General features: G+C 57.1%; 28 protein-coding genes and 4 tRNA genes. 4 read left to right on the top strand and 28 right to left on the bottom strand.

Going from position 1 to position 22420, the window contains the following annotated elements; genetic code table 11:
• Positions 1–26 precede the first annotated feature (26 nt).
• The 20 genes from JNK62_03500 to JNK62_03405 all read right to left on the bottom strand — a co-directional run bounded on the left by JNK62_03500 (position 27) and on the right by JNK62_03405 (position 14714).
• The gene (locus JNK62_03500) at positions 27–2087 is read right to left on the bottom strand and encodes a fused MFS/spermidine synthase (GenBank protein MBL8158569.1); all 2061 of its coding nucleotides are present in this window, start codon (positions 2085–2087) and stop codon (positions 27–29) included.
• A 57-nt stretch (positions 2088–2144) separates the two neighbouring features.
• Positions 2145–2336: a stress-induced protein gene (locus JNK62_03495; GenBank protein MBL8158568.1), complete on the bottom strand. Its 192-nt coding sequence runs from the start codon at positions 2334–2336 to the stop codon at positions 2145–2147.
• An 86-nt stretch (positions 2337–2422) separates the two neighbouring features.
• Positions 2423–2498 (bottom strand) — tRNA-Ala (locus tag JNK62_03490).
• A gap of 39 nt (positions 2499–2537) precedes the next feature.
• Positions 2538–2981: a DUF1360 domain-containing protein gene (locus JNK62_03485; protein MBL8158567.1), complete on the bottom strand. Its 444-nt coding sequence runs from the start codon at positions 2979–2981 to the stop codon at positions 2538–2540.
• 2 nt (positions 2982–2983) lie between these two features.
• Entirely contained in the window at positions 2984–3472 is a 489-nt protein-coding gene (locus JNK62_03480; GenBank protein ID MBL8158566.1) for a hypothetical protein, read from the bottom strand.
• A 62-nt stretch (positions 3473–3534) separates the two neighbouring features.
• On the bottom strand, positions 3535–4845 hold the full coding sequence (locus JNK62_03475) for a hypothetical protein (protein MBL8158565.1): 1311 nt from the start codon (positions 4843–4845) through the stop codon (positions 3535–3537).
• A gap of 249 nt (positions 4846–5094) precedes the next feature.
• Positions 5095–5565, bottom strand: a complete 471-nt coding sequence (locus JNK62_03470) for a tryptophan-rich sensory protein (GenBank protein ID MBL8158564.1) — start codon at positions 5563–5565, stop codon at positions 5095–5097.
• A gap of 1 nt (position 5566) precedes the next feature.
• Positions 5567–5947 (bottom strand): hypothetical protein, encoded by a 381-nt coding sequence (locus JNK62_03465; protein MBL8158563.1) that lies wholly within the window; start codon positions 5945–5947, stop codon positions 5567–5569.
• 191 nt (positions 5948–6138) lie between these two features.
• Positions 6139–6209, bottom strand: a tRNA-Pro gene (locus JNK62_03460).
• A gap of 16 nt (positions 6210–6225) precedes the next feature.
• Positions 6226–7494 (bottom strand): hypothetical protein, encoded by a 1269-nt coding sequence (locus JNK62_03455; protein ID MBL8158562.1) that lies wholly within the window; start codon positions 7492–7494, stop codon positions 6226–6228.
• 133 nt (positions 7495–7627) lie between these two features.
• Positions 7628–7701, bottom strand: a tRNA-Pro gene (locus tag JNK62_03450).
• Positions 7702–7733: 32 nt separating this feature from the next.
• Positions 7734–7807: transfer RNA gene (locus JNK62_03445), tRNA-Val, on the bottom strand.
• An 89-nt stretch (positions 7808–7896) separates the two neighbouring features.
• Complete coding sequence (locus JNK62_03440) at positions 7897–8259, bottom strand: DoxX family protein (GenBank protein MBL8158561.1); 363 nt, start codon at positions 8257–8259, stop codon at positions 7897–7899.
• 243 nt (positions 8260–8502) lie between these two features.
• On the bottom strand, positions 8503–8973 hold the full coding sequence (gene greA, locus JNK62_03435) for a transcription elongation factor GreA (GenBank protein MBL8158560.1): 471 nt from the start codon (positions 8971–8973) through the stop codon (positions 8503–8505).
• Between the two features lie 90 nt (positions 8974–9063).
• On the bottom strand, positions 9064–9465 hold the full coding sequence (locus JNK62_03430; protein MBL8158559.1) for a hypothetical protein: 402 nt from the start codon (positions 9463–9465) through the stop codon (positions 9064–9066).
• Between the two features lie 138 nt (positions 9466–9603).
• Positions 9604–11286: a hypothetical protein gene (locus JNK62_03425; protein MBL8158558.1), complete on the bottom strand. Its 1683-nt coding sequence runs from the start codon at positions 11284–11286 to the stop codon at positions 9604–9606.
• A 29-nt stretch (positions 11287–11315) separates the two neighbouring features.
• On the bottom strand, positions 11316–11612 hold the full coding sequence (locus tag JNK62_03420) for a hypothetical protein (GenBank protein MBL8158557.1): 297 nt from the start codon (positions 11610–11612) through the stop codon (positions 11316–11318).
• Positions 11587–12384, bottom strand: coding sequence for a hypothetical protein (locus tag JNK62_03415; GenBank protein ID MBL8158556.1), 798 nt, complete (start codon positions 12382–12384; stop codon positions 11587–11589). The genes JNK62_03420 and JNK62_03415 overlap by 26 nt, the downstream gene beginning before the upstream one ends.
• Before the next feature lie 3 nt (positions 12385–12387).
• On the bottom strand, positions 12388–13455 hold the full coding sequence (locus JNK62_03410) for a rod shape-determining protein (GenBank protein MBL8158555.1): 1068 nt from the start codon (positions 13453–13455) through the stop codon (positions 12388–12390).
• A 2-nt stretch (positions 13456–13457) separates the two neighbouring features.
• A complete protein-coding gene (locus tag JNK62_03405) occupies positions 13458–14714 on the bottom strand; it encodes a prolyl-tRNA synthetase (protein MBL8158554.1) in 1257 nt (418 codons plus the stop codon).
• A 133-nt stretch (positions 14715–14847) separates the two neighbouring features.
• On the opposite strand from JNK62_03405, the gene JNK62_03400 reads away from it, so the two are divergent.
• Positions 14848–15072, top strand: a complete 225-nt coding sequence (locus JNK62_03400; GenBank protein ID MBL8158553.1) for a hypothetical protein — start codon at positions 14848–14850, stop codon at positions 15070–15072.
• 33 nt (positions 15073–15105) lie between these two features.
• On the opposite strand, the gene JNK62_03395 is transcribed toward JNK62_03400, so the two are convergent.
• From JNK62_03395 to JNK62_03385, 3 genes are read right to left on the bottom strand one after another with little or no spacing between them, the layout of a single operon-like run.
• Positions 15106–16191 carry a site-2 protease family protein gene (locus tag JNK62_03395; GenBank protein ID MBL8158552.1) on the bottom strand — a complete coding sequence of 362 codons (1086 nt, stop codon included), beginning with the start codon at positions 16189–16191 and terminating at the stop codon, positions 15106–15108.
• Positions 16192–16197: 6 nt separating this feature from the next.
• Positions 16198–16749, bottom strand: coding sequence for a ribosome recycling factor (gene frr, locus JNK62_03390; GenBank protein MBL8158551.1), 552 nt, complete (start codon positions 16747–16749; stop codon positions 16198–16200).
• Between the two features lie 18 nt (positions 16750–16767).
• Complete coding sequence (locus JNK62_03385; GenBank protein ID MBL8158550.1) at positions 16768–17436, bottom strand: hypothetical protein; 669 nt, start codon at positions 17434–17436, stop codon at positions 16768–16770.
• 20 nt (positions 17437–17456) lie between these two features.
• On the opposite strand from JNK62_03385, the gene JNK62_03380 reads away from it, so the two are divergent.
• Positions 17457–17999, top strand: coding sequence for a DUF948 domain-containing protein (locus JNK62_03380; protein ID MBL8158549.1), 543 nt, complete (start codon positions 17457–17459; stop codon positions 17997–17999).
• Positions 18000–18030: 31 nt separating this feature from the next.
• Here JNK62_03380 and JNK62_03375 read toward each other — a convergent pair whose 3' ends face one another.
• From JNK62_03375 to JNK62_03355, 5 genes are all read right to left on the bottom strand, one after another.
• Positions 18031–18306: a DUF1153 domain-containing protein gene (locus tag JNK62_03375; GenBank protein MBL8158548.1), complete on the bottom strand. Its 276-nt coding sequence runs from the start codon at positions 18304–18306 to the stop codon at positions 18031–18033.
• A 3-nt stretch (positions 18307–18309) separates the two neighbouring features.
• Positions 18310–18855: a hypothetical protein gene (locus tag JNK62_03370; protein MBL8158547.1), complete on the bottom strand. Its 546-nt coding sequence runs from the start codon at positions 18853–18855 to the stop codon at positions 18310–18312.
• A gap of 64 nt (positions 18856–18919) precedes the next feature.
• Complete coding sequence (locus JNK62_03365; GenBank protein ID MBL8158546.1) at positions 18920–19933, bottom strand: rod shape-determining protein; 1014 nt, start codon at positions 19931–19933, stop codon at positions 18920–18922.
• 78 nt (positions 19934–20011) lie between these two features.
• Positions 20012–20209, bottom strand: coding sequence for a hypothetical protein (locus JNK62_03360; protein MBL8158545.1), 198 nt, complete (start codon positions 20207–20209; stop codon positions 20012–20014).
• Positions 20210–20444: 235 nt separating this feature from the next.
• On the bottom strand, positions 20445–20744 hold the full coding sequence (locus JNK62_03355; protein MBL8158544.1) for a hypothetical protein: 300 nt from the start codon (positions 20742–20744) through the stop codon (positions 20445–20447).
• Between the two features lie 267 nt (positions 20745–21011).
• On the opposite strand from JNK62_03355, the gene def reads away from it, so the two are divergent.
• Entirely contained in the window at positions 21012–21551 is a 540-nt protein-coding gene (gene def / locus JNK62_03350; GenBank protein ID MBL8158543.1) for a peptide deformylase, read from the top strand.
• A complete protein-coding gene (locus JNK62_03345) occupies positions 21523–22398 on the top strand; it encodes a methionyl-tRNA formyltransferase (protein ID MBL8158542.1) in 876 nt (291 codons plus the stop codon). The genes def and JNK62_03345 overlap by 29 nt, the downstream gene beginning before the upstream one ends.
• Positions 22399–22420: the final 22 nt, after the last annotated feature.

Here is a 22420-nt window from a genome sequence, read left to right as displayed (position 1 = left end):
ACCACAGGACGTTTTCCCGTAAACACCTACCGGATATCCAAGACCGAGAGCAGGTTGCTGTAGCTATCCGTCCACGCACGCACCCGTTTCTCCGGCAGCGGCGTCGCGGCGTCTTTGAAGATCTCTGCCGTGAACGTTTCAGGAGATGGCGAGAGCAGCACCCAGTGCGAATTCGTCATCTGTCCGCTCACTTCGCTGTTCGTGTATACATCGAGGAGCGAAAGCCCTTCTTCCTGCGCGATCGCCATCAAGACCGGCAGCATATCGAGATAGCGATTCGAGATATGCATACCCACGATCCCCTGCTCGTCTTTCAAGTGGGAGACATATCGCTGGATCGCCTCCTTCGTGATGAGGTGCACCGGAATCGTATCGTCGGCGAACGCATCGGCAAGGACGACGTCATAGTTCCCTTTCGTTCCTTCGCGATATTCCTGATCCATGCGGATGCGGCCGTCACCCAAGCGGATCTCCACCTGCGGACAACGCGAGAGATACGTGAAATATTCACGTGCGATTCCTTCCACGCGCGGATCGATCTCGTAGTACACGAAGCGGTCCTTCGGGGTGCAGTACGCGGCGGTCATACCCGCACCGAGGCCGAGGATGCCGATGGAGAGCGAATCATCAGGATTACGCAGACGCGAATACATGATCGCCCTGCCGGCGCCGCTCTCCGGCGAGTAGTACGCGAACGGGATGAATTCGAGTTCCGGATCGGTCACCTGCACGCCGTGCAGCGTCATGCCGTGCATGAGCGAACGGTATCCCTGATCCACGTACACCTTCACCGTGCCGTAGAAGTTGCGTGAGATATGCGTGTAGCCTGCATCGCGTCGTTCGGTGATGTTCGCATAAAGTGCATAGGCGATGAGCGTCACCACGAGGCTCGTGAGCGCGACACGGATCGCATAGAGCCGCACATCGCTGGATCGAAACAGCCACGGCGCCGGAGAAATATGGAATGCGACGGCGGCCGAGAGCGCGAGACCGATCGCGAATTCGTAGTAATCCGGAAACACCAGCGGCGGCACGACGCTCGCGAGGAGCGTCCCGAGCATGCCGCCGAACGAGACCAGCATGTAGAACTTCGGCGATTGCGCCACACTTGGTCGCAGACGATAGACATGTGCATGTGCATGCCATGCGAGGAAGAAGAGGACGGCGCAATCGAAAAGGATGCGCCACTCGATCCCCGGCGCGATGGTGTCGACGTATTCCCATGCGCCATACGCAGATGCGAGCAGCAGGATCGGCACGAACATACCCCCGCGATATCCGGCAAACGCAAAGATGAAAGAAAGCAGGTAGAGCGACAGCGGGATGATCCACAAAAGCGGTAGCGGTGCGATGGTCTGCGTGATTTCCGTCGTCGTGGCAACCAGCATGAATGCCGGAAGCGCTGCGTAGAGTACCCACAGCAGCATCCGCGGCTGCTCGATACTTTCGCTCACCGCTGGTTCAGGGACGACGCCGCGGATGTCGCGCATGATGACGAGCAGAAGCGCGGCGAATACGACGAACAGCAGCGACCAGATCGTCTCTTGCTCGGCCAAGAGCGCGAACGGCTCGACCACGAACGGATAGCTCGCCAGCGCGAGGAGCGAGCCCGCATTCGAGATCGCATAGAGCTTATAGGGTTCCTTTGCCGACGAGATGCCGTACCAGAACTGGATAAGCGGCCCCGTCGTAGCGAGGAGGAAGTACGGGATACCGATTCCGAACAGCAGCGCGGCGAGCGTTTTGAGTGCCGGAGGCAGTGCGCTCGAGAGCGTCCAATCGAGCGACGGGAAGAGCCCCTGCCATATGAAAAGCGATACGAGTGCGGCGACGCCGCCTATGCCGATCGCGATGCGATGGATACGTACCTGCTTCGCGAGCGGGAGCCGTGTGAGGAAGTAGGTGTAGCAATAGCCGAGGAAAAGCACGCTGGTGAAAAAGAGCATGCTCGTTGCCCACACCGAGGAAGATCCGCCGAACCACGGCAGCAGTAATTTCCCCGCGATCGGCTGCACGACAAAGAGGAGGAACGCGCTGAGAAAAATCGTCGTAGCAAAAAGGAGGTAGCCGCGCACGCTTCCTTGCATGCACGGATTCTAGCACGCAAAGAACGAGCCTCCATCGCGGAGGCTCATCCTTCAGGCTTATTCATCGCGATGACTCGCCTGTCCACCCTTGCGTCCCGCTTCAGCGGCACGTGACGGGTTGTTGGCGAAGTTGCCAGGATTCGTTTCCTTCCCTTGGCTGCGGCCGCCCTTCGAAGCGATCTCGCGTCGCTCTTCCTGTGTCAGGCTGGCGAATCCGCGTCCTCCACCTTCGCGTTCCATGTCGGCCATATACGCGTATGGTTAATCCTTCCGGCCTCATAATCTCGACCTATGTCTACCCTAGCGAGAGCACATGAGGGGAGTATTAAGCGCTGTGGTGGACCGTACCGGGATCGAACCGGTTACCTTCCGCATGCCATGCGGACGCTCTACCAATTGAGCTAACGGCCCTTCGCGAGATATCCTAACAAAAACAGAAAGACGACGCGATCAGATCCGCTCCTTCATCAGCGCCTTGGTAGCGACTTGAAGGATTGCAGCTGCACCGGCGATCGCAAATACCACGACGATGAACTGGCCCCATACGCCGAGAAGATACACCGTGAAGACGATAAGCGCCGACCAGATGCCGGTGCACCAGAGGCATTCGAGCATCTCGTAGACGACGCGGCTCGCGATACGAGTCGGCTTCGCCTCACCTTCCCTACTTTCCTCGAGGAAGAAATGGCGGACGAATCCGAAGATCTTGTCGTAGGTAAGAAGATGCGCGAAACGGAACGTAGCGAGCGAGATGACCACAAGATCGAATGCATTGAAGAGCCAGAGCATGCGCAGGCCGCCAGAGACCCGGACGAGGTAGGTGGAGAGCGCAAGAAGCAATAGAAAGACGATCAGCGCCGTGAAGTTCCAGAAGCTGCGATCGCGCTCAGTCATGGTTACATCACTTCAAGGCCGCCTTCGATCATCGGAGGATTCGCGAGACACTGCTTCAGCTCAGCGGTTTCCGTCCAGCCGCACTTTCCGTTCGCCTGCGGTTCGCACGACGCTTCGCGATAACAGGCATACTCGGCACGATATTCGCAGGTCGTCACCATGGTGGCCGCCTCATCCGCCGAGACACAAAGCTGCTGGCTGCAACCGGCGACCGCGCAACCGTTGAACACCATCCCCTCCCCCTGAGCGGGGAACGTGCCTCCGGCGGCACCTCCGTCATCGTTCACGAAGAGCCGGCCATCTGCCGTGCGGCACTGTTCCGGATAGGATTCCATGACCGGATTCCCTGCAGCAACGCATTCCTGGAAATTCGTGATGATCGGCTGCGGGATGGATGCCGACATTTTCGGCGCGAGACCGTAGACGATCATGCCGACAACCACGAGCACCGCGGCGAGAGCGAGGAGTCCGACGGTCTTCAAGGCCTGCATAGCGGCAGTATAGCAAAATCCGCCCTGTCCACCCTTCCCGATGTGCGTAACTCCGTGATGCTTTAATCACTCTTCAAGACCGCAAGGAGCGAAGCGACGCTCCATGCCTGATTGCGGCACGCTCCTTGGCCGGACGGTCCGCAGTACTCGCGATACTCCCCCTGCCGGTACACGAAGAGCTCCAGCGGCGTATTGAAATGCCGATACGCGTTCATAAGCGAAGCGCGTACCCTCTTGGCCTCTTCACGGAAACCGACTTTCTCGAGTCCGTCGGCGACGATCGCGGTATCATGAGGCCAGATGGAGCCGTTGTGGTAGCTATCCGCATCGTACGCGCGCGAGCGGACGCTCAGCGTACGGATACCGGCACGCGGCACATAGAGATCCGGCGCGATGAGCCGACGCGCGATGTCAGGGACGATTCCCGCATCGATAATGGAATCCGGCATCGCTCCCTGCTCCGGTTGCCACGATGCCCACAGGCAATGTCCCATGCTTGAACGCGGCGAGACGAGCTGCCGTCCTTCGCCATCAAGCGCGAATGCGAGCGAGACGCGGCCGCGCTTCTCTTCCACGACGAACGCTGCACCGAATTTCCTCTTCAGATCATCCGCGCGTGTACTCAGCTTCTCCGAGAGAAAGCCGTCATCACCGGCAAAGAAATCAGCCCATGCGCGGAGTGCATGATAGGTATACGCCTGCACTTCCACCGGCGCGATCGGATAGTGCGGCTTCTCATCGCGCTCTTCGAAGAAAACCGACTCCGCACTATCCATCCAGCTCTGCGTGACCAGTCCTCCGTATTTCCTCTCCGGATGGAAACGATAATCGATGAAGCCATCCCCATTCGAATCACCGTATGTTTCGATCCATCGCAGTGCCGCATGCACGTTCGGCAACAGCTCGTCGATGAAGGCGCGATCACCGGTCGCGCGGTAGTAGCGATGCACCGCCATGAGGAAAAGCGGCGTCGCATCGACGGTGTCGTAGTTGCGCATCACGGAATCCGGATAGAGATACCACGGGCTTTCCGCATGCTGCGTGAGATGCTCGTGCCGCTCAGGACGATACTCATGGATCATCTTCCCCGGTTCTTCGCCGCTCTCGATATTTATTTCCCTGCCCTGCAATTCGGCGAGATTGAGAAGTACCTTACGGACAAGGTGGAGGAAGTAGGTATCTTCCGTGCGATCGTAGACATCGAGAAGCGTGAGACTGGTGATGAGCGAATCCCTACCGAAGATGCAGCCGTAGACTTCATCGCGCCCCGACGCAAGGATGCCCCGCTCCGCTTCGAGTTCACGGAGAGAGATGAGTCCGGCATCCCACAGCTGCGCGTGAGGATGGATGTTCTGTTTGACTGACTGCTGCATACTCCTCACTGCTTAGCTGCTATACAAGGTATGACGATATCGTCAGGAATTCCTGACGCCCGTAACCCGATGATACGAAGGTATCGAAGATGAGCAACCCGCACCTTCATGAAAAAGCTTCGCTCGCGAGGCAGTGCGCATACCTCTCTCGGGTCGTGTAAGTTTTCTCTGAAAAATTCGCCTTCTCGCGCCGACGCGCTGCGAAAGACCCCTCGAGAGGCACACGCACCGTCCCGACTCGCCTCCGCCCTAGTTCAGCGTCCAGTACGCGTAATTCAGAGCTGTAGCAAAGGAGACCCACGCGATGTACGGGATAAGCAGCAGCGCCATTCGCTTCTCTGCCTTCCAGAATTCACGGATCGTCATGGCGATCGTGAGCCACATGAAGACGATCACGATGAGCGCGAGACCGGGATTCTTCGCACCGAAGAAGATCGGCGACCAGATCGCGTTCAGGAAGAGCTGGATCCAGAACCAGGTGAGACCGCGGTCCGCGTTCGTCTTGCGCGTCCGCAGCTCCCATGCGCGAGCGCCCGCGATACCGATGAGTGTGTAGAGTGTCGTCCACACCGGACCGAACACCCAGTTCGGCGGAGCGAAAGACGGCTTCTGAAGCGATGCGTACCAGGTCGGGATCGCATCCATCGTGAAGATGGTACCGATAAGTCCCGCGGCCTGTGCGAGTGCGATGAAGAGTACGTAGCGGAGCAAGCGTCGCATATCACCAGCCTCGGCGTGGCTCAGCCACCTCTAATGTCCCTATCTGGATCTTCTGCTTCGGTGCGGAGAGCGGATACATCACGATCGGGAATGTCCCCGATCGGCGTGCCGGTATGGTCATATCGATGGAACGACCGAGCGCCGTCACTGCAGTGATGTTGTAATCCTCGACGAGCACCGTGCCTTCCTCATCGGTACGGAACACAAGCGTGATGGTCGAACTTTTTTCCGTACGGATTACCGACGGCTCCATGTGCCGGTTCTGGATGATGACATCAACGGTATCGCCGCTCGCGATCCCGCCACCCTGCGGCTGCAGGTAGTAGTACATGCCGATGCCGATCGCAAGGAAAAGCGCGATTATCAGGAATCCCCGATTCATGAACAAAAGTATACCCCACTTTTTTCGGGCCGTCGGAATCGGTCACGGATAATTTCCTCGCCGACGCTCGGAAATTTCCGCGACCCCGGCTCGCACCCGCATCCGCTGATGCGGGCCCCGCTCCGCCCTTCGATTCCCGCCGCGACATGCCACCGGCATATCGCTGCAGCCCGAAAATCGCTTTGCTATTTTCGGGCCGTCGGGAATCGAACCCGATCTACATGCACCCCATGCATGCGTACTACCGGTATACTACGGCCCGTTTTATCGGGCGTATGTTACCACCCGAAAAGCTTACCTACATCTTCCGGCAGCTCCCGCTTACGTGCGAGCTTGATCTCCCCATTTGCAACGACGAGTTTCGCCGGTGAAGAGAGAAGGCAGTGGTGTGATGCCAGAGGATCCTGATACGCACCGGTGTCGAGGATCGCAACATACAGCTCCTCAACATTTTCGAGAGACGGGAGAAGAATATGCGTACCACCGGCCGTGTATTTGTCATCGCTGTCGCATGATGATCCCGCGAGCCACGTCTTCACGAGCTTGCGCGCATGCATGGCGTTCACCGGGACGACGTGCCACTTCTGATGGATCGCCCACGAATCGATGAGATCGTTCATGAATGAACCGTCGATGACATACCATTGCTTGTCGCTCTTCGTCTCGATCGTCTTCTCGGCCAATATCTTATAGATGGTCATCTGTGCGGGAGCCGCGACATATCTGCCCCATTCCACGATGATGTGCGGATGACGCACGCCGATCTTGTCGGCATGCGATTTCGCGGTCTTTACGATCTTCTGGATGAGCGATTTGCCGGTATACATGCGCTTCTTCTCATACGGGACTGCCGCACCACCGCCGAGATCTATGGTGTCGAGTCCGGGATTCTTCTCGCGCAATTTCGCGAAGAGCTCGATCGCACGCTTCAACGGCTTTGCGAATGAATCCGTCGATTCCATCTGGCTCGAGATGTGGTAGTGGAGGATGGTGAGGTTGCGCACCTTGCCGAGCTTCAGGAGTTCGTCTTCGGTGAATCCGAAGCGGTTGAACTTCTTATCCCAGTGCGCCTTGATCTTCACATCGAGATTCACGCGGATACCGACGGGACCGTCGAACTTCTTCATGCGCTCGAGCTCCACATAATCCTCGATGATCGGCACCACGTTGAGCCCCTTGCCGCGCAGCTCCTCGATGAGATCCATGTACTTCGGCGTCTTCGGGCCGTTGCACGTCACGCGGATCTTCGCATTGAACCGCTCGCTCTCGATCATCTTCTTCACGAGATAGAGCTCGTTCGCGCTTGCGACATCAAGGTTCGCGCCCTCTGCGACGGCAGGAAGCACGAACTCCTTGTTCTGGTTCACCTTCATCGGATAGTGGTAGTGGAACTTCCCTTTGTAACCGAGGATCTTGATGTATGCGTTGAAGGTCTCGATGAGATCGCGCACGCGGTTCTCGATGATGGTCGGGAACGCGATCTCGGTGGACGTGCCGAACTTCTTTACGATCTTATGGATGTTGTACTGGTAGTTGCCCTCGCGCACCACCAGCTCCCCCTCCGGAGAGATATCGAAATGCGCGGTGTTGAATTCCTCGACACCGAGTTTCCAGAATTTCTTGTGACCGTTCTTCTTTTTGGTGGGTTTGGTTGCTATAAGCCGATCGGGATCATGTCTTTGGTCGGGCCGCCGGGAATCGAACCCGGTCTTTACGAACCCGAATCGCACGTACTACCGGTATACTACGGCCCGACACAAGACACGAGCATCCGTCACACGACGGGTGCGCCTTTCAGGATTCGAACCTGAGACCTTTCGAATGTGAATCGAACGCTCTAACCAACTGAGCTAAAGGCGCGTGCGGGCAGTATCACCCAAAACACCTGCTTCTTCAAGCAAACGCGCGGCCTTTCGGCCGCGCATTTCCGAAACCAACGAGAGATCCGCTTACGCGATCTCCTTCTTGTCCGAATGGACGATGAGAAGCAGGAGGCCGCCGATGATCGCAAGATTCTTCAGAGCCTGCGTCAGCTGCATCTGATCCGCGATCGGATTATGGAAGAAGACGATCGTGAGGAACGTATATGCCACGAGCGCCCAGGCCGCGATGCGCGTCTTGAAACCGAAGATGATCGCGAGCGCTGCGCCGACCTCGAGCAGGGTCGAGAGCCAGAACACCACGGTTGCCATCGGAAGACCGACAGAAGCGATGAACGCCGTCGTTCCGGCGATATTCATAAATTTCATCGCACCTCCGAGGAAGAGAAGACCGATGAGCACACGCCCGATTACGGGAAGCCACTTTTGCATATTGCGCACGTTTGTTAGCAACTAATGCAGGAAGCGTAGCGTATAGTCCCGCTTACGCAAGTGGATAACTGTACAAAGTACAGTATTTCTGAATTCGCATTCCTCACAAACGAAGCGAGACGGGGTGTGCAAAATACTTCACGAGGGTCTTCGCAGGCCCGACGGGGCCGAGACTGAGCGCTGCGCCAGCAGGCGCAGATAGCGACCCGAGAGAAGTATTTTGCATACTCCGCGAGCGAGTCTTTATTTGACCGCAACGATCTTGTACTTCTGAGCACCCTTCGGCGTATTGAAGGAGAACTGATCCCCTTTCTTCTTGCCCATGAGCGCGGAGCCGAGCGGGGAGAGATGCGAGATCTTACGATCCTGCATGTTCGCTTCCGCGGAACCGACGACCTCGTAGGTGTGCTCGTCTTTCTCGCCGATCTTCTGGATGGTGACGTGCGAACCGAGGGAGACGTTCGAGCCCTTGGTGTGTTCGATGATGCGTGCACGGGAGAGCTGCTCTTCGACGGCGCGGATGCGGTCTTCAGTCGCAGCCTGGAGGTTACGCGCTTCTTCGTATTCGGCGTTCTCTGAAAGATCGCCCAAGGAGCGTGCGTATTCGAGCTGCTCCGCGATCTCGCGGCGGCGCACCGTCTTCAGGTGTTCCAATTCCTTGGTAAGCTCGTCGAATTTCTCGCGAGAGAGATAGGTGTTTTCGTCTGCGATCATAGAAAAATGAGAGGCGTCCGTATTGTATCCTGCCCCCATTTATACGCAAGCTGCAAAAAAAGGCCGAGACAATCGTCTCGGCCTTTCGTATCACATATCCGCGAATCGGTTCATGACGCATCCCGAGCCGGCCCAGACCCATCCAGGTCTATGCTGCTCGATCCAGCGCAGCGCCTCATCGATGCCGTCACGGTTCCTGCAGACTTCACCGTCAGGAGGAGTGATGTAATGAGTCTCCCAGCCTCGCTCCTTATGATTGCGATCACACGTCTTGAAGCATTCCCCCGGTTTGAAAGGATGCTCCGGATACGCGGGGTCGCATGAAGGCTTGCAGGTCTCGAACTTGAGGATCTGCCCCGGTTGGCCGTCGGGGATGCGGATCACGATCTCGCATCCGGCCTTCGACGTGAGGCAGTTATACGGGCGTGGCGGTTCGGCATAGGCCGACACCGTCACCAACACAAAAGCGAAAGCCGCCAGCAATCGCTTCATTGCCTGTCTCCTTTCAGATTCCTGCCGCATGATCACGACAGGGTTTCTCCTCGTCGTTCCTCCTTTTCGTATACAAAGATCTCCAGGACGATCACTCGTCCGTATCCGAACTATACTCCCCGCCGCGATATATCAAAATCAACGCACGTACTCAGGCTTGTTGTCCCGCAGCCATTGGAAGAACGGTGCCATGGCAGGTGATGCACCCGAAAGCGTATTCGCCGGCGCCTTCTCCAAAACCACCGCGAACGCGTACTTCGGATTATCATACGGCCAGAAACCGACCACCCACGAATTCATATACTGATTGCGATTCCCCACCTGCGCGGTACCGGTCTTCCCGCCGATATCTATTCCGCCCATATTGAGCGCTTGTGCCGTTCCGCCGTCGGTCACCGCTGCGCGCATGCCTTCACGCACGATCTTCAGATGCGCTTCGCTGATGCCGAGGTCCGTCGTTGCTCCCTGCCCTCCTGCAAGCAGCTGCGGGACGACGAGTTTTCCGCTCGCGATACCGCCGATGAACCGGACGACCTGCAGCGGCGTCACTTGGAATCCATACTGGCCGATCGCGGTGTTGTACGTATCTCCCAATCGCCAATCATCATCGAATACCTCTTTCTTCCACTCCGGTGTCGGGATGGTTCCCAGCGGTTCGCCGCCGAGCGCGATGCCGGTGACCGTCGAGAAGCCGAACTTCTTCGCCCACTCGTCGATACGCCGGATGCCGAGACCTTTCTGATCCTGATATCCGCCGCCGATCGCGTAGAAGTAGACGTCGGCGGAGACCGCGATCGCACGACGCATGTCGGTGTAGCCATGCGCCTTCCAGTCGCGGAAGATCGACGGCTTGTCCGGGAAATACGGATTCGGTATCGAGATCGATCCGGTGGAAAGGATCGCCTTATCCGGCGAGATGATACCTTCGGCGAGCGCTGCTGCCGCGAACATCGGCTTCACGATGGAGCCCGGCGCATAGAGTCCGGCCACCGCTCGATTGAGGAGCGGCGTACGCGCATCGGTATTCGCAGCGGCGACGATCGCACTATCTCCGTTCGCGAATGCATCGTTGTCATATTCGGGAAAACTCACCAGCGCGATGAGTTCTCCGGTATGCACATCCATGATCGCCGCCGCACCTCCTTGGAATCGCTGATTCTCGGCATGCGCTTCCAATCGACGGGCGAGCTCCGTCTGGATGTCCGCATCGATCGAAAGCTTCAGCGTTTCGCCATCCACCGGCGGATCGACGATATCCTCGCGCACCAGCTGGCCGCGTGCGTTCGTCTCAGCCATCGAACTGCCGTTTTCCCCCGCGATGCGATCGTTATAGACGCCTTCGATGCCGGATACGCCGACATACTCTTCACGCCACCACGATCCGGAAGCGTCGGCCTTCGGATAGCGCACGAAGCCGAGAAGATGCGAGAAGCCTGGCAGCTCGGTGTAATGACGCATCGCATACGGTAGCGTTGTCGTCGCATTCGGATCAGTATCGAGCTCGTTCCACGCGAGCTCCTTCCCGTTGCGGTCGGTCAGAATACCGCGCGTCGCAAAAATGACATCGCGTTCGAGGCGGTTGTTACGCGAGATGTCCGCATACGTCTCGCCGTTGAGGACCTGCAGGCTGAATGCCTGCGCACCGAACGCGAGCATTACCACGCCGAAGATCCCGCCGACGGCAAGGATCGCGAACGAGGATACCGGTCGCTCGACACGCCCCTCGAATTGGGATGCATCGAGTTTCGGGAGATTGGAAGAATCGAGGAATATCTCGTCCGGCTCGATCTCGCGTACGAACACCTTCTTCCGTCGCCACATGGGCAGCACTATATCAAAGATGGGATGAATTAGAGTATCTCAGGCCCCACCAGCAGTTGTTTGCGAATAGGTTCTAAACCGAAAACCAGCACTGCCGCGACAACCGTGGCAAAAGGAATGGAATCGAACGAAGCAAAAGAAACGTAGGCCGGCATCCAGTAGAGATCCATGAACATGCCCGCCAGGATCACCTCCCATGCACGGAAACGCAAGGAAAGGATGACGGCGGCAATGAGCGGCACCCACCACGGCGCGAAGACCGCGCTCGTGAACATGATGATACCGAGGAATATCCTGAATCTACTGAAGCGGTAGTACGTGAACATAGCGGAGCGAATCCAGATTGCGCGGGATACGTATGAACAATGTCGTGTAGGCGCTCGATGATGCCGATTCGATCTTACCGACGATACCGGCAGTGCGCCCGCCGAAGGCAGGGACGATCACCGCATCGTTCAGTGCGACCTGCGCATCACGCGGGATCTCGCCGCGCGCATTCCCGCCGCCGCGACCATCAGCCATGAACGGGATGCCATTCACCTGCATCTGCAGTTCTTTTCCGGGAGCGAAGAACGCTTCGACGGTGGCGGTTCGCGGGGAAACGAACGTAACCGCGCCGAGCACGAATCCGCCGGGAGTAAGCACGATACTTCCCTCTTCGATGCCTGCAGCGGCACCGCCGCCGATGCGGAAGGTGCCATAGGGGGATGATTCGAACGAAGAAAGGACCGGAACCGTTACCCCTTCTTCCGAGACGAGACCGAGTTGCTCGCGCAGGGCCGCATTCTCCTCGGCGAGCGCTGCATACCGCATGGCATTTTCGTCACGCTTCGCGATCTCATCTTTCAGCTGTTCATTCTCCTCGATGAGCGTCTGCTTGGCACTCAAGACGCCGTTTCCCGTGACTGCGGAACCTGCGGCAGATGCGGTCGCCCAGATCAGGCTGCCACCTTGGCGCGCATAGCCGCGCACCGCGCCACCGGAGATCCTGTCGATGCCGAAGACGAATGCTGCCACGAAGAGTATCGCGATGAACGCCACGAAGAGCGGCATGTCTGCATCAATCGATCGACGACGGGGACGATAGAGCGGATCCATACCTTATTCGGTAGGCACGAGCTCGTCTTCGTTGGTGAGAAGCGCGGCACGGAATGCATCCATGTCTTCCAATATGACTGCCGTACCACGCACGACTGCCGTAAGAGGATCGCTCGCGACGACCACCGGCACACCGAGGGCGGCGGTGAGGAATTCAGGAAGCCCGCGGATCATGGCGCCGCCGCCGGCAAGATAGATACCGCGCTGCATGACGTCGGCGAGCAATTCCGGCGGCGTCGCCTCGATGACGTCTTTCACCTGCTCGACGAGATCATCGACGCTATGCCCGATCGCCGCACGGATATCCTCATCGGTGACTTCGATCTCGCGCGGAAGTCCGGTCACGAGGTCGCGCCCACGCGCCGTCATCGCGATCTTATCGCCGCGGAGTATCGATGCACCGGCTATCTTCAGCTCCTCCGCCGTCTTTTCGCCGATGAGGATCTTGTGCTCATTGCGTACGTGCCCCGTGATGTCCTGACTGAATTTGTCTCCCGCGATACGTATATTGCGTGAGACGACGAGACCGCCGAGCGAGATGATGCCGACGTCGGTCGTGCCGCCCCCGATATCGATCACCATGCTTCCCGTCGGCTCATGCACCGGAAGCTCGATGCCGATCGCTGCCGCCATCGGCTCCTCGACGATATGCACTTCGCGCGCACCCGCGCCGCGCGCCGCATCGCGCACCGCACGCACTTCAACCGACGTTATTCCGGACGGGACACCGACGACGACCCGCGGGCCCAGCAGTTTGGTGTGCCCTGCCTGCGCTTTGTTGATGAGATACGAAAGCATCTCCGAGGTGATCTCGAAGTCTGAGATGACGCCGTCGATGACCGGCTGCACCGGGACGATGTGCGGGGGCGTCCGTCCGAGCATGTTCTTGGCCTCGGCACCGACCGCAACCACCTGTCCGGTCTTCTGATTCAACGCGACGATCGACGGCTCATTGATGACGATGCCACGCCCTTTCACGTACACCAACGTATTCGCTGTTCCAAGATCGATACCTATGTCATTGGAAACGAGTCCCAATATCCGTTCCTTCCACTGTCGCAGCTTGTCCATGATTATTTGCCATTGATTCGTTCGATTATGTCGCTCTCCGCGACTAGGGTTCCCTTGCCCTTGCCTCGTTCAGTCATTTCAACGCCCCCGGCGGACACGGTCTTTTCTGAGACCACCAGGCGCAACGGTATGCCGATAAGATCGGCGTCTGCGAATTTTTCTCCTGCACGCACGTCGCGATCGTCATAGAGCGTTTCGATACCGCATTCCTCGAGCATCTCATAGACGCGATCAGCCTCCTTCTCGATTTCTGCGTTTCCCCCCGTGATGGAAACGAGATGCACCTGATACGGCGCGACTTCTTTCGGCCAGATGATTCCGGCGTCGTCCGCGAATGCCTCGACGAGTACGCCCATCAGACGTGATGGACCGATGCCGTAGGAACCCATGATGACCGGCGTATCGTTACCCTCCGTATCCTTATAGACGAGACCAAGCGGCTCAGAGAATCGCGTGCTGAGACTGAAGATGTTCCCGACTTCCACGGCTTTCTCTTCGGTAAGCTCATCTTCCGAAAGACCGAGATCGTTCAGCACCTCCTCGTTCAACACTTCCTTATTGATGGCGATCTTCTTTTCCTTGCTGACATGAACGGTATCCTCGCCGACCGGCAGCAGGCACTGGTATTCGTGCGAGTACTTTGCAAATGATCCGCCGGATGCGAACGTGCGATACGTCATATCGCCGATCCCGAGACGCTTGAAGATGGTTTCGTATGCTTTCGCGACCTTCTCGTAGATGATCTCGTGTTCTTCCTGCGAAGTCGCAAAGGAATAGAGATCCTTCATCAGGAATTCGCGACCGCGCATGATGCCGCTCTTCGCGCGCTCTTCGTTGCGGAATTTCCACTGGATCTGGTATGCGAGACGCGGCAAGTCCGTATACGAACTCACGAACGAACGCATGATGTTGGTAAGCGGCTCTTCGTGGGTGAACCCGAGCCCCACTTCGCTGCCGCCTTTCAATTCCGTCTTGAACCAGTTGTCGACGACCTCATCGCTCCAGCGATCGGTCTTCTCCCACAATTCCTTCGACTGCAACGCGGTCATATGGAGCTCCTGTCCGCCGATCTTGTTCATCTCCTCGCGGATGATGGTGTTGATCTTCTCGAGGACGCGCACGCCGAGCGGGAGGAACGAATACACGCCCGCCATTTCCTTATGGATGTATCCGGCGCGGATGAGGAGCTGCGCGTTCTTCGCGACCTCGTCTTTCGGAGCTTCCTTTCGCGTTCGCGTGAACAATTGAGACTGTCGCATTAATCGTTATTCTACGCGGCTTTAGCGAATCCCCAAACTTGACTATGAAACCTTTCTATGATATTATATTTACAGTTAGCCGGATTGGAGAAATCAAATGCCAGTCTCTCGAACTCATGCTCACAGAATGCTTATGGCGATCGTTGCCGTTGAGTGCCTGCGGGCGGACGGCACAATCCGAAGTCGCAAGGATGTTGCAAAACCGTTTATGGATGACGTCGATCACAGAACGGTCAGTATGCTGTGCAAGCTCGCGAACATGACTGAACCACAGCTTCGCGCTTCGTTTGGAGAATTGTTTGATGACGCGATCTTTCTTTTGCGTCAACATCAACTCAAGCCATTCTGGATGGAATAACTTTGCCTCGTCCGATCTCGGACGAGGCATTTTTTATGCGAGAAGCCGCGCAATGTCGTTGTACGTCACCGTCACCATGAGGAAGATGATGAGCAATACTCCCGCGAAATTGAGAAGCTGCACCGCGAGCTTGTTCGGCGGTCGGCGGATGATCGCTTCGATACCGAGAAGGAAGAGACGTCCGCCGTCGAGCGCCGGGATCGGCACGAGGTTGATGACCGCGAGATTGACCGAGATGAACGCCGCGAGCGCGAGTACGTGCCCGACGCCGTGACGCGATGCGTTGCCGACGAAATCCACCAAACCGACAGGGCCGACGATCTCTTTAAGATCAGGTTCCCCTGCTGCAGCATCACGCACCAATTTCCATAAGCCGTTCACCGTATCGCGGAATGCCCCCATCGTACGCGGCCCTGCTTCCTTTAATGCCTGCCAGACTGACATCGCATCATCGGTAACCAAGACCAACCCCACACCGACCGCCGGCCTATCCGCTGCCTGCGAGACCACGGCGTGCGCCGGGATGACCGTCGTCTGGAAGACCTCGCTCTCACGACGGTACGTCACATCGAGCGGCTTGCCTCCGCGGTCCCCGATGAAATTCACCACTTCCATCGGCGTGAGGCCGACCTGCTTTCCATTCGAATCAAGGATCTGTGTGATCTCGTCGCCGGTGCGGATGCCTGCGGCATCTGCAGGAGAACCCGGGACGACGGTATTCACGAAGAGCTGTGCATGCTCGATCTGCGCGCGGTCCGTGATGACGCGCGGCACGCCGACGGCGAGAGCGCCGGCAAAAAGAAACCATGCGGTGAGCGCGTTCATGGTGACTCCTGCAATGAGGATGACTGCCTGTGCGTATTTCGGCGCACCCGCGAAGCTTCCCTTCACGTGGGTTTCGCCATGCTCACCGAACAGACGGACGAATCCGCCGAACGGAAGCCAGTTGAGCGTGTATTCCGTCCCCTTCACGACGGTCATGAGGAATGCACGCGGCGGATAGCCGATGCCGAATTCCTCGACTTTCACTTTGAAGATCTTCGCCGCGACGAAGTGGCCGATCTCGTGCACGACGATCAGGAATACGAGGATCCCTAAAACCAAAAGAACGGTGGTCATGCAGGTTTATGAACTCATCTCCGTCTCCTTCTTATCGAATACCTTCTGGAGCTCTTCATTGGCTGCGTCGACTTTCTTCTGCATCTCCTCTTTGAGTCGGAACTTCTCGTCTTCACCCATGCCCCCTTCTTTCTCCTGATCCTGGATCTCCTTCCATGCTTCTTCGCGCGCGAGACGAACCGTGGTGCGCGCATCTTCCAATTTGCTCTTCGCGAGCTTGATGAGCTGCTCGCGTCGCTCCGACGTAAGCTCGGGGAATGTGACGCGTACACCGGAAGCATCGGAGCCGATGCCGACACCGAGATCAGCCTGCGTGATCGCACGCTCGATATCCTTGATGAGTGATTGATCGAATGCCTGGACACGCAGCGAGCGCGCATCTTCGACGCCGATCGTCGCCACCTGCTTGAGCGGCATCATGGAGCCGTAGGCCTGGACGGAGATGCCGTCGAGGATAGCGGGTGCTGCACGGCCGGTGCGGAGTCCCTGATATTCACGCGAGAGCCATTCCTTCGCTCCGGCGAGCTTGCCTTCCAGATTCTTGAAGTCGTATGCCATATACATTGAATACTACCTCTAAATACGCGGCATAAGAAGCGCGATCTGTTCTAACAACGGCTTCAGGAGCGACCCCTTATCCGATGCGTATTTACGCGCACGATAGATCGCGAGGAGTCCTGCTTGCCGCGTCGGCGTCGGTTTCTCTTTCGCGAAGCGCGCTTCAAGTCCTTCCAAGAAGGCTAAGACCTTGCCCATGTCGCGCCCCTCATCGTCTTCGTGCTCGTAGATGGTTTTCAGCATCTCCAGTCTCTTGGGTGGTGTGGCCGCGAGGAACGCATCCGCTTCGGTATCGACGCGCTTCCCTTCGAGACGCATCGTCTGCATGCGGCTGCGCAGCGTCGGCAGGAGAAGGTGCGGGGACGGCACGATAAGGAAGAAGATCGCTCCCGCCGGCGGTTCTTCTAATACCTTGAGGAGTGCATTCTGTGCGTCCGTGGTCATTCCGGGCGCGAAGAATGCGAAGACGCGTCCGTCGCGCGTCACGGCTTTGCGTTGGGCCCGATCGCGGATATCGCGCGCATCATCGATACCGAAACTGCGATATGCCCGCAGGAAGAGATCCGGATTGCCGCGCTCGATGATCCCGTCATCGGCAAGCTTGTCGACGAGCTGCTCAAGCGCCTCAGCCGCTCCTTCGATGAGATATGCACCGACGTACGCGGCACGCGCATCCGTTTTTGCCATCGACACAGTATACTCACCGCATGACCGACCCGAAACAGCTCGAGAAGACCGCACTGCAGATAACCAAAGCGGTCGGTTCTCCTGCATCGATCGTCGTCCATTCGCTCCTCTTCTTGGGGAGCTTCCTTCTCGCATTCTGGGGTCTCGTCGATTTCGACCGCATGCTCCTTCTTCTCACGACGATCGTCTCACTTGAAGCGATCTACCTCGCGCTCTTCATCCAGATGACGATCAACTACCAATCGCAATCGATCGCCGAGGTCAGTCAGGACGTCGAAGAACTCACCGAAGACATCGGTGAGATCCAGGAAGACGTCGAGGAGATCTCCGAAGATGTCGGGGAGATCCAGGAAGACATGGAGGAACTCCAGGAAGACGTGGAGGAGATCTCGGAAGACGTGGAGGAGATCTCCGAGGACGTCGAAGAGATGTCTGAAGACGAGGAGGAGGAAGAGAAGGAAGACGAGAAGCGCGAAAAGGCACATAAGGAAACGCTCGATGCCATCCATCACGATCTCCAGCGTCTCCTCATCGACATCGAGAAACTTAAGAAGAAGGAATAAGAAAAGGCGGACCATTGGTCCGCCTTTGTAGTTATTCGTGTCCGTTCCGATACTGCTGCAGTTTCGTCGAGCGCAGGCCGGGCGTGCCATGTTTTTCGATCGCCCGTTTCCACGCGAGGAATTCTTCGAGACTGAGCGAATACCGCTCGCATGCTTCGGCGATGGTGAGAAGTCCACCGCTCACCGCCGCTACGACGATCGCCTTCTTCTTGATCACCCATCGCTTCGTATCCGGCGATGGCAGATCCGCGATGGTTATGGATTGTCCATCCGGACCCTTAACCGTTCGAGTCTTGCTCATGATCATCCCTTACTTGAAAAGATCGTCGAAGATATCCAGCATCGCCGGATGCGCGTTTTCGTCTTTCAGGCGTTTCCGATCGAAACGCTGAATGCCGAACGAGCGATCGTATTCGCTCGCCACGAGCCCTGAGCGCATGAGATCAAGTTCCGACGGGGTGACCTTGCAATTGAAAGTAACCGCAAGGTTCTTTCCGCCGAAGTCTCCTTGGGCGGTCTTCACCCACGTATAGTAGTGGGTAACGACAAACTCGAATCGCTCGACCGGGATACGATACCCGGTCTCCAGATCGATGCACCGTGCCACCGCCTCCTCGAGCGAACGATCGTTGAACGAAATGCGGCCGCCGAAACACCAGATACCTTTCATCGGATACACGCTACGCATCGCGAGGTAGAGGGCATTGTCGTTCTGCACGGTAAACACCGAGTCAGTGCACGGGATCGGCATTTTCTGCACGACCTCGCCATATGCCCCCTGGCTGATCCACGGATCACGCGTACTTACTTCACGAGTGGGATCAAGCGGATCGTGATACATTCGAACACTTTTCATTCCTTCCTCCGTTCGATTGCACTGTAATTATTATAGCACGAAATTTTTATTTCCGCAAATCTTCTTAACGCTTCGAGATGATCGCCTTCTTATATACATCGAGATGCTTCAGGGCTTCGCCGGTTCCCTTCGCCACGCAGAACGGCGCGTCCTTCGCGACCTGCGCTTTGACGCCCGTGCGACGCAGGATGAGTTCCGTGAGATTGCGCAGCTGCGACGAACCGCCCGTGAGGGTGATGCCGTTGTCGATGATATCCGATGCGAGCTCAGGCGGTGTCTCCTGCAAGACGTCCTTGATCGCGCCGATCATGATTCTCAATTCCTTCGAGATCGCTTTCACGATCTCGTTCGTGCCGAGTTCGAGCGTACGCGGAAGACCCGTGAGCGAATCACGACCTTTCACTTTCATGGTGAGCTCCCCTTCTACCGGCACCGCGGAGCCGATCGCGATCTTGATCTGCTCAGCCATCTTATCTCCCACGGAGAGATTGAAATTCTTCTTGATGTAATCGGCGATCGCATGATCGATGCGGTTACCGGCACACTTCACCGACGTCGATGCGACGATGCCGCCGAGCGAGATGACGGCGACGTCGGTCGTACCGCCACCGATGTCGACGACCATGTGTCCACGCGCTTCGTAGATCGGAATGCCCGCACCGATCGCCGCGAGGATCGGTTCCTTCACGACATACGCTTGGCGCGCGCCGGCTTTCGTTGCCGCCTCGACGACGGCGCGTCGCTCCGTAGAAGTAACACCTGCCGGCACCGAGACCATGACTTCCGGTCGGAAGAGATTCCAACGCCCCAAGGCTTTGCGGATGTAGTAGCGGAGCATCGCTTCGGTCACACGATAATCCGCGATGACGCCGTCTTTCATCGGACGATAGGCGCGGATCGCATCCGGCGTACGACCGATCATCTCCTTAGCATCATTACCGACCGCGAGGATGCGGTTATCTCCCAAAGAGACCGCAACCACGGACGGCTCATGCAGCACGATGCCGCGGGCGGGAACGAATACGAGGACGGTCGTCGTTCCGAGGTCGATCCCGAGTTTCGGCTTGAAGAAGGACATACCGTAGTTGTCGCATTGTAGACGCCGAGGGAAAAAAGAAAAGACGCCGCAAAGCGACGCCTTTTATTACACGGTACTTTAGCTTCTCAGAACGGCGGCAAGCTCTTCTTCTCTGAGCGCGAGCTTGTTCAACGTTTCCGCGTCCCGCCGACATATCGCGGCATGATCAGGATTCGTTGCATCAAGCTCGACGGCAGTTCTCTTCAGTTGAACTGCATCCCTCTTCCATCGCGTTGCGCGCTCCCGGATCTCAAGAACGGCTACCCTGTCTGTCATCGGTTCCCTCCTGCAACTGACTTAACCGGAAAATACTATACCCCACAAATTGACTTTGTCCACTCATTCTCGCGGTAGCACCCGCTTTCCGTCGGATGTTTCCTCGTGCTTCTTCGGGTCGAGTAGCCACCAGAACCCCTTGGAAACCCTCGGTTTTCCAACGGTCGCAAGCGACCTGCCTTCCGACACGGGAAAACAAGGTGTTTTCCCGACCCCTTTCCCGTTCTGGTCTCTCTTATTCGCGTGGGAGGATCCGTTTGCCATCTGATGTCTCCTCGTGTTTTCTTGGATCCAACAACCACCAGAACTTTTTACTGAAATTACCCGCATCATCACAGACGCGCTTCAGATAGTAGAGATCTTTCGTCGGGATGCCTTCCAGAATCTTTCCCATGCGCGGCATCGTGATGAGTTCGAGGCCGTCACGCTGTCGCGAGGCATTCAGACGGTCCTTGAAGTACGTCATGAGCTCGCCCCGTTCGGTCTCGCGGATACGTGCGCGGCTCTGTCGCAGTGATGCACCGATGTGTCGCATACCTCCATTCTACCCTTGCATGTGAAAAAACCATGGATATAGTGGCTGCAGAGATTACATCGCAGGGACGCCTGCGATGCGATGCGGAGACGTTTCGTTACCAATGCGGCGGCGTCACGCATCGAGGTGGGATGATAGTACGGATCACTGATACCCAGCGGGTAAAGCTGCGGTCAGTGCCGAGGAGGTCATCTCCCGCAAAACGGTCCGGGACTCTCTTCCCCGGACCGTTTTTCTTTTGGCTCTACAGACGGTATATTTCGCTACATGAAGCGAGACATCGTACAAGACGGCCACCCGGCGCTCCGCGCAGAGGCGCATGACATCCCGAAGAAAGATATCGGGAGTCCTGCTATCCAACAGCTCATCGCTGACATGAAAGCACTTCTTGCGAAAGAAAAGTACGGCGTCGCTCTCGCTGCACCGCAGGTCGGCGAAACGCTTCGTCTGTTCATCGTCGCCGGTTCCGTCCGTAAGCGTGCGAAAAAAGATGCAGAAGAAGATGTTCCGGAGGCGGGCATGCCTGAGACCGATCAGGTATACATCAATCCCCAGCTCACGAAAGTCTCGCGTGGCAAGAAAGACAAGCACGAAGGCTGCCTTTCGGTGCGTGGCAAATGGGGTATGGTCCCGCGCGCCGAGAAAGCGACGATCAAAGCCTACGACGAGCACGGCAAAGCCTTCACCCGCGGCGCCTCCGGACTTCTCGCACATATCTTCCAGCACGAGATGGATCATCTCAACGGTGTCCTTTATATAGATAAGGCGAAAGAACTCTATGACGAACGCGACACCGGGCAGGAGTAAGCTCGTCTTCTTCGGCACCTTCCCACTCGCGGAAGAGGTATTGAACGCGCTCGAAGTCGCAGGACTCACGCCACAACTTATTGTTGCCGGTAAAGATCGTCTTGATCGCAAGAAGAATGTCATCCCCTCTCCCGAAAAAGCATGGGCTCTCGCACGCGACATCCCCGTGCTGCAACCAGAGAAGATCGATGACGCATTCCTTTCTGAATTACAGAAAGACTCATGGGACGCGTTCGTCGTCGCATCGTATGGAAAGATCCTTCCGCAAGCCCTGCTTGATATCCCGAAGTTCGGCACCATCAATCTGCACCCGTCGCTGCTGCCGAAACTCCGCGGTCCGTCTCCGATCCGTTCTGCGATCCTCAACGACGAGAAAGAGGTCGGTGTCTCCATCATGATCCTCGATGACAAGATGGATCACGGGCCGCTTATCGGCCAGAAAGAAGTGAGCGTCCCCGAATGGCCGCCGAAAGGAACGGAACTTGATGCGCTTCTGGCACGCGAAGGAGCAGAGCTTCTCGCAGAAGTGTTACCGAGATATTTTTCGGGAGAAATCACACCGCAGGAGCAGGATCATTCAGAGGCTACGTACTGCAAGATCTTTTTGAAAGAAGAGGGAGAGATCGATTTAAAAGCCGACGCGTATCACAACCTCTTGAAGATCCGCGCGTTCGATGGCTGGCCCGGTACGTTCGCTTTTTTCGACCGCAATGGTGAAAAACTCCGTGTCGTCATCATCGATGCGCACATCGAGAACGGCAAATTAGTGCTCGAGACGGTAAAGCCGGAAGGTAAACCCGCGATGTCCTACAAGGATTTCCTCAATTCCGGCGCCCGACCGCTCTAAAAAGCGGGTGTGAATAGCTCAT

This window comes from bacterium (assembly GCA_016789445.1).
Classification (GTDB): Bacteria; Patescibacteriota; Minisyncoccia; order Phycocordibacterales; family UBA2100; genus UBA10103.
Note: the sequence above shows the minus strand (reverse complement) of the source record. Positions and strands in the feature narration are given on the sequence as shown.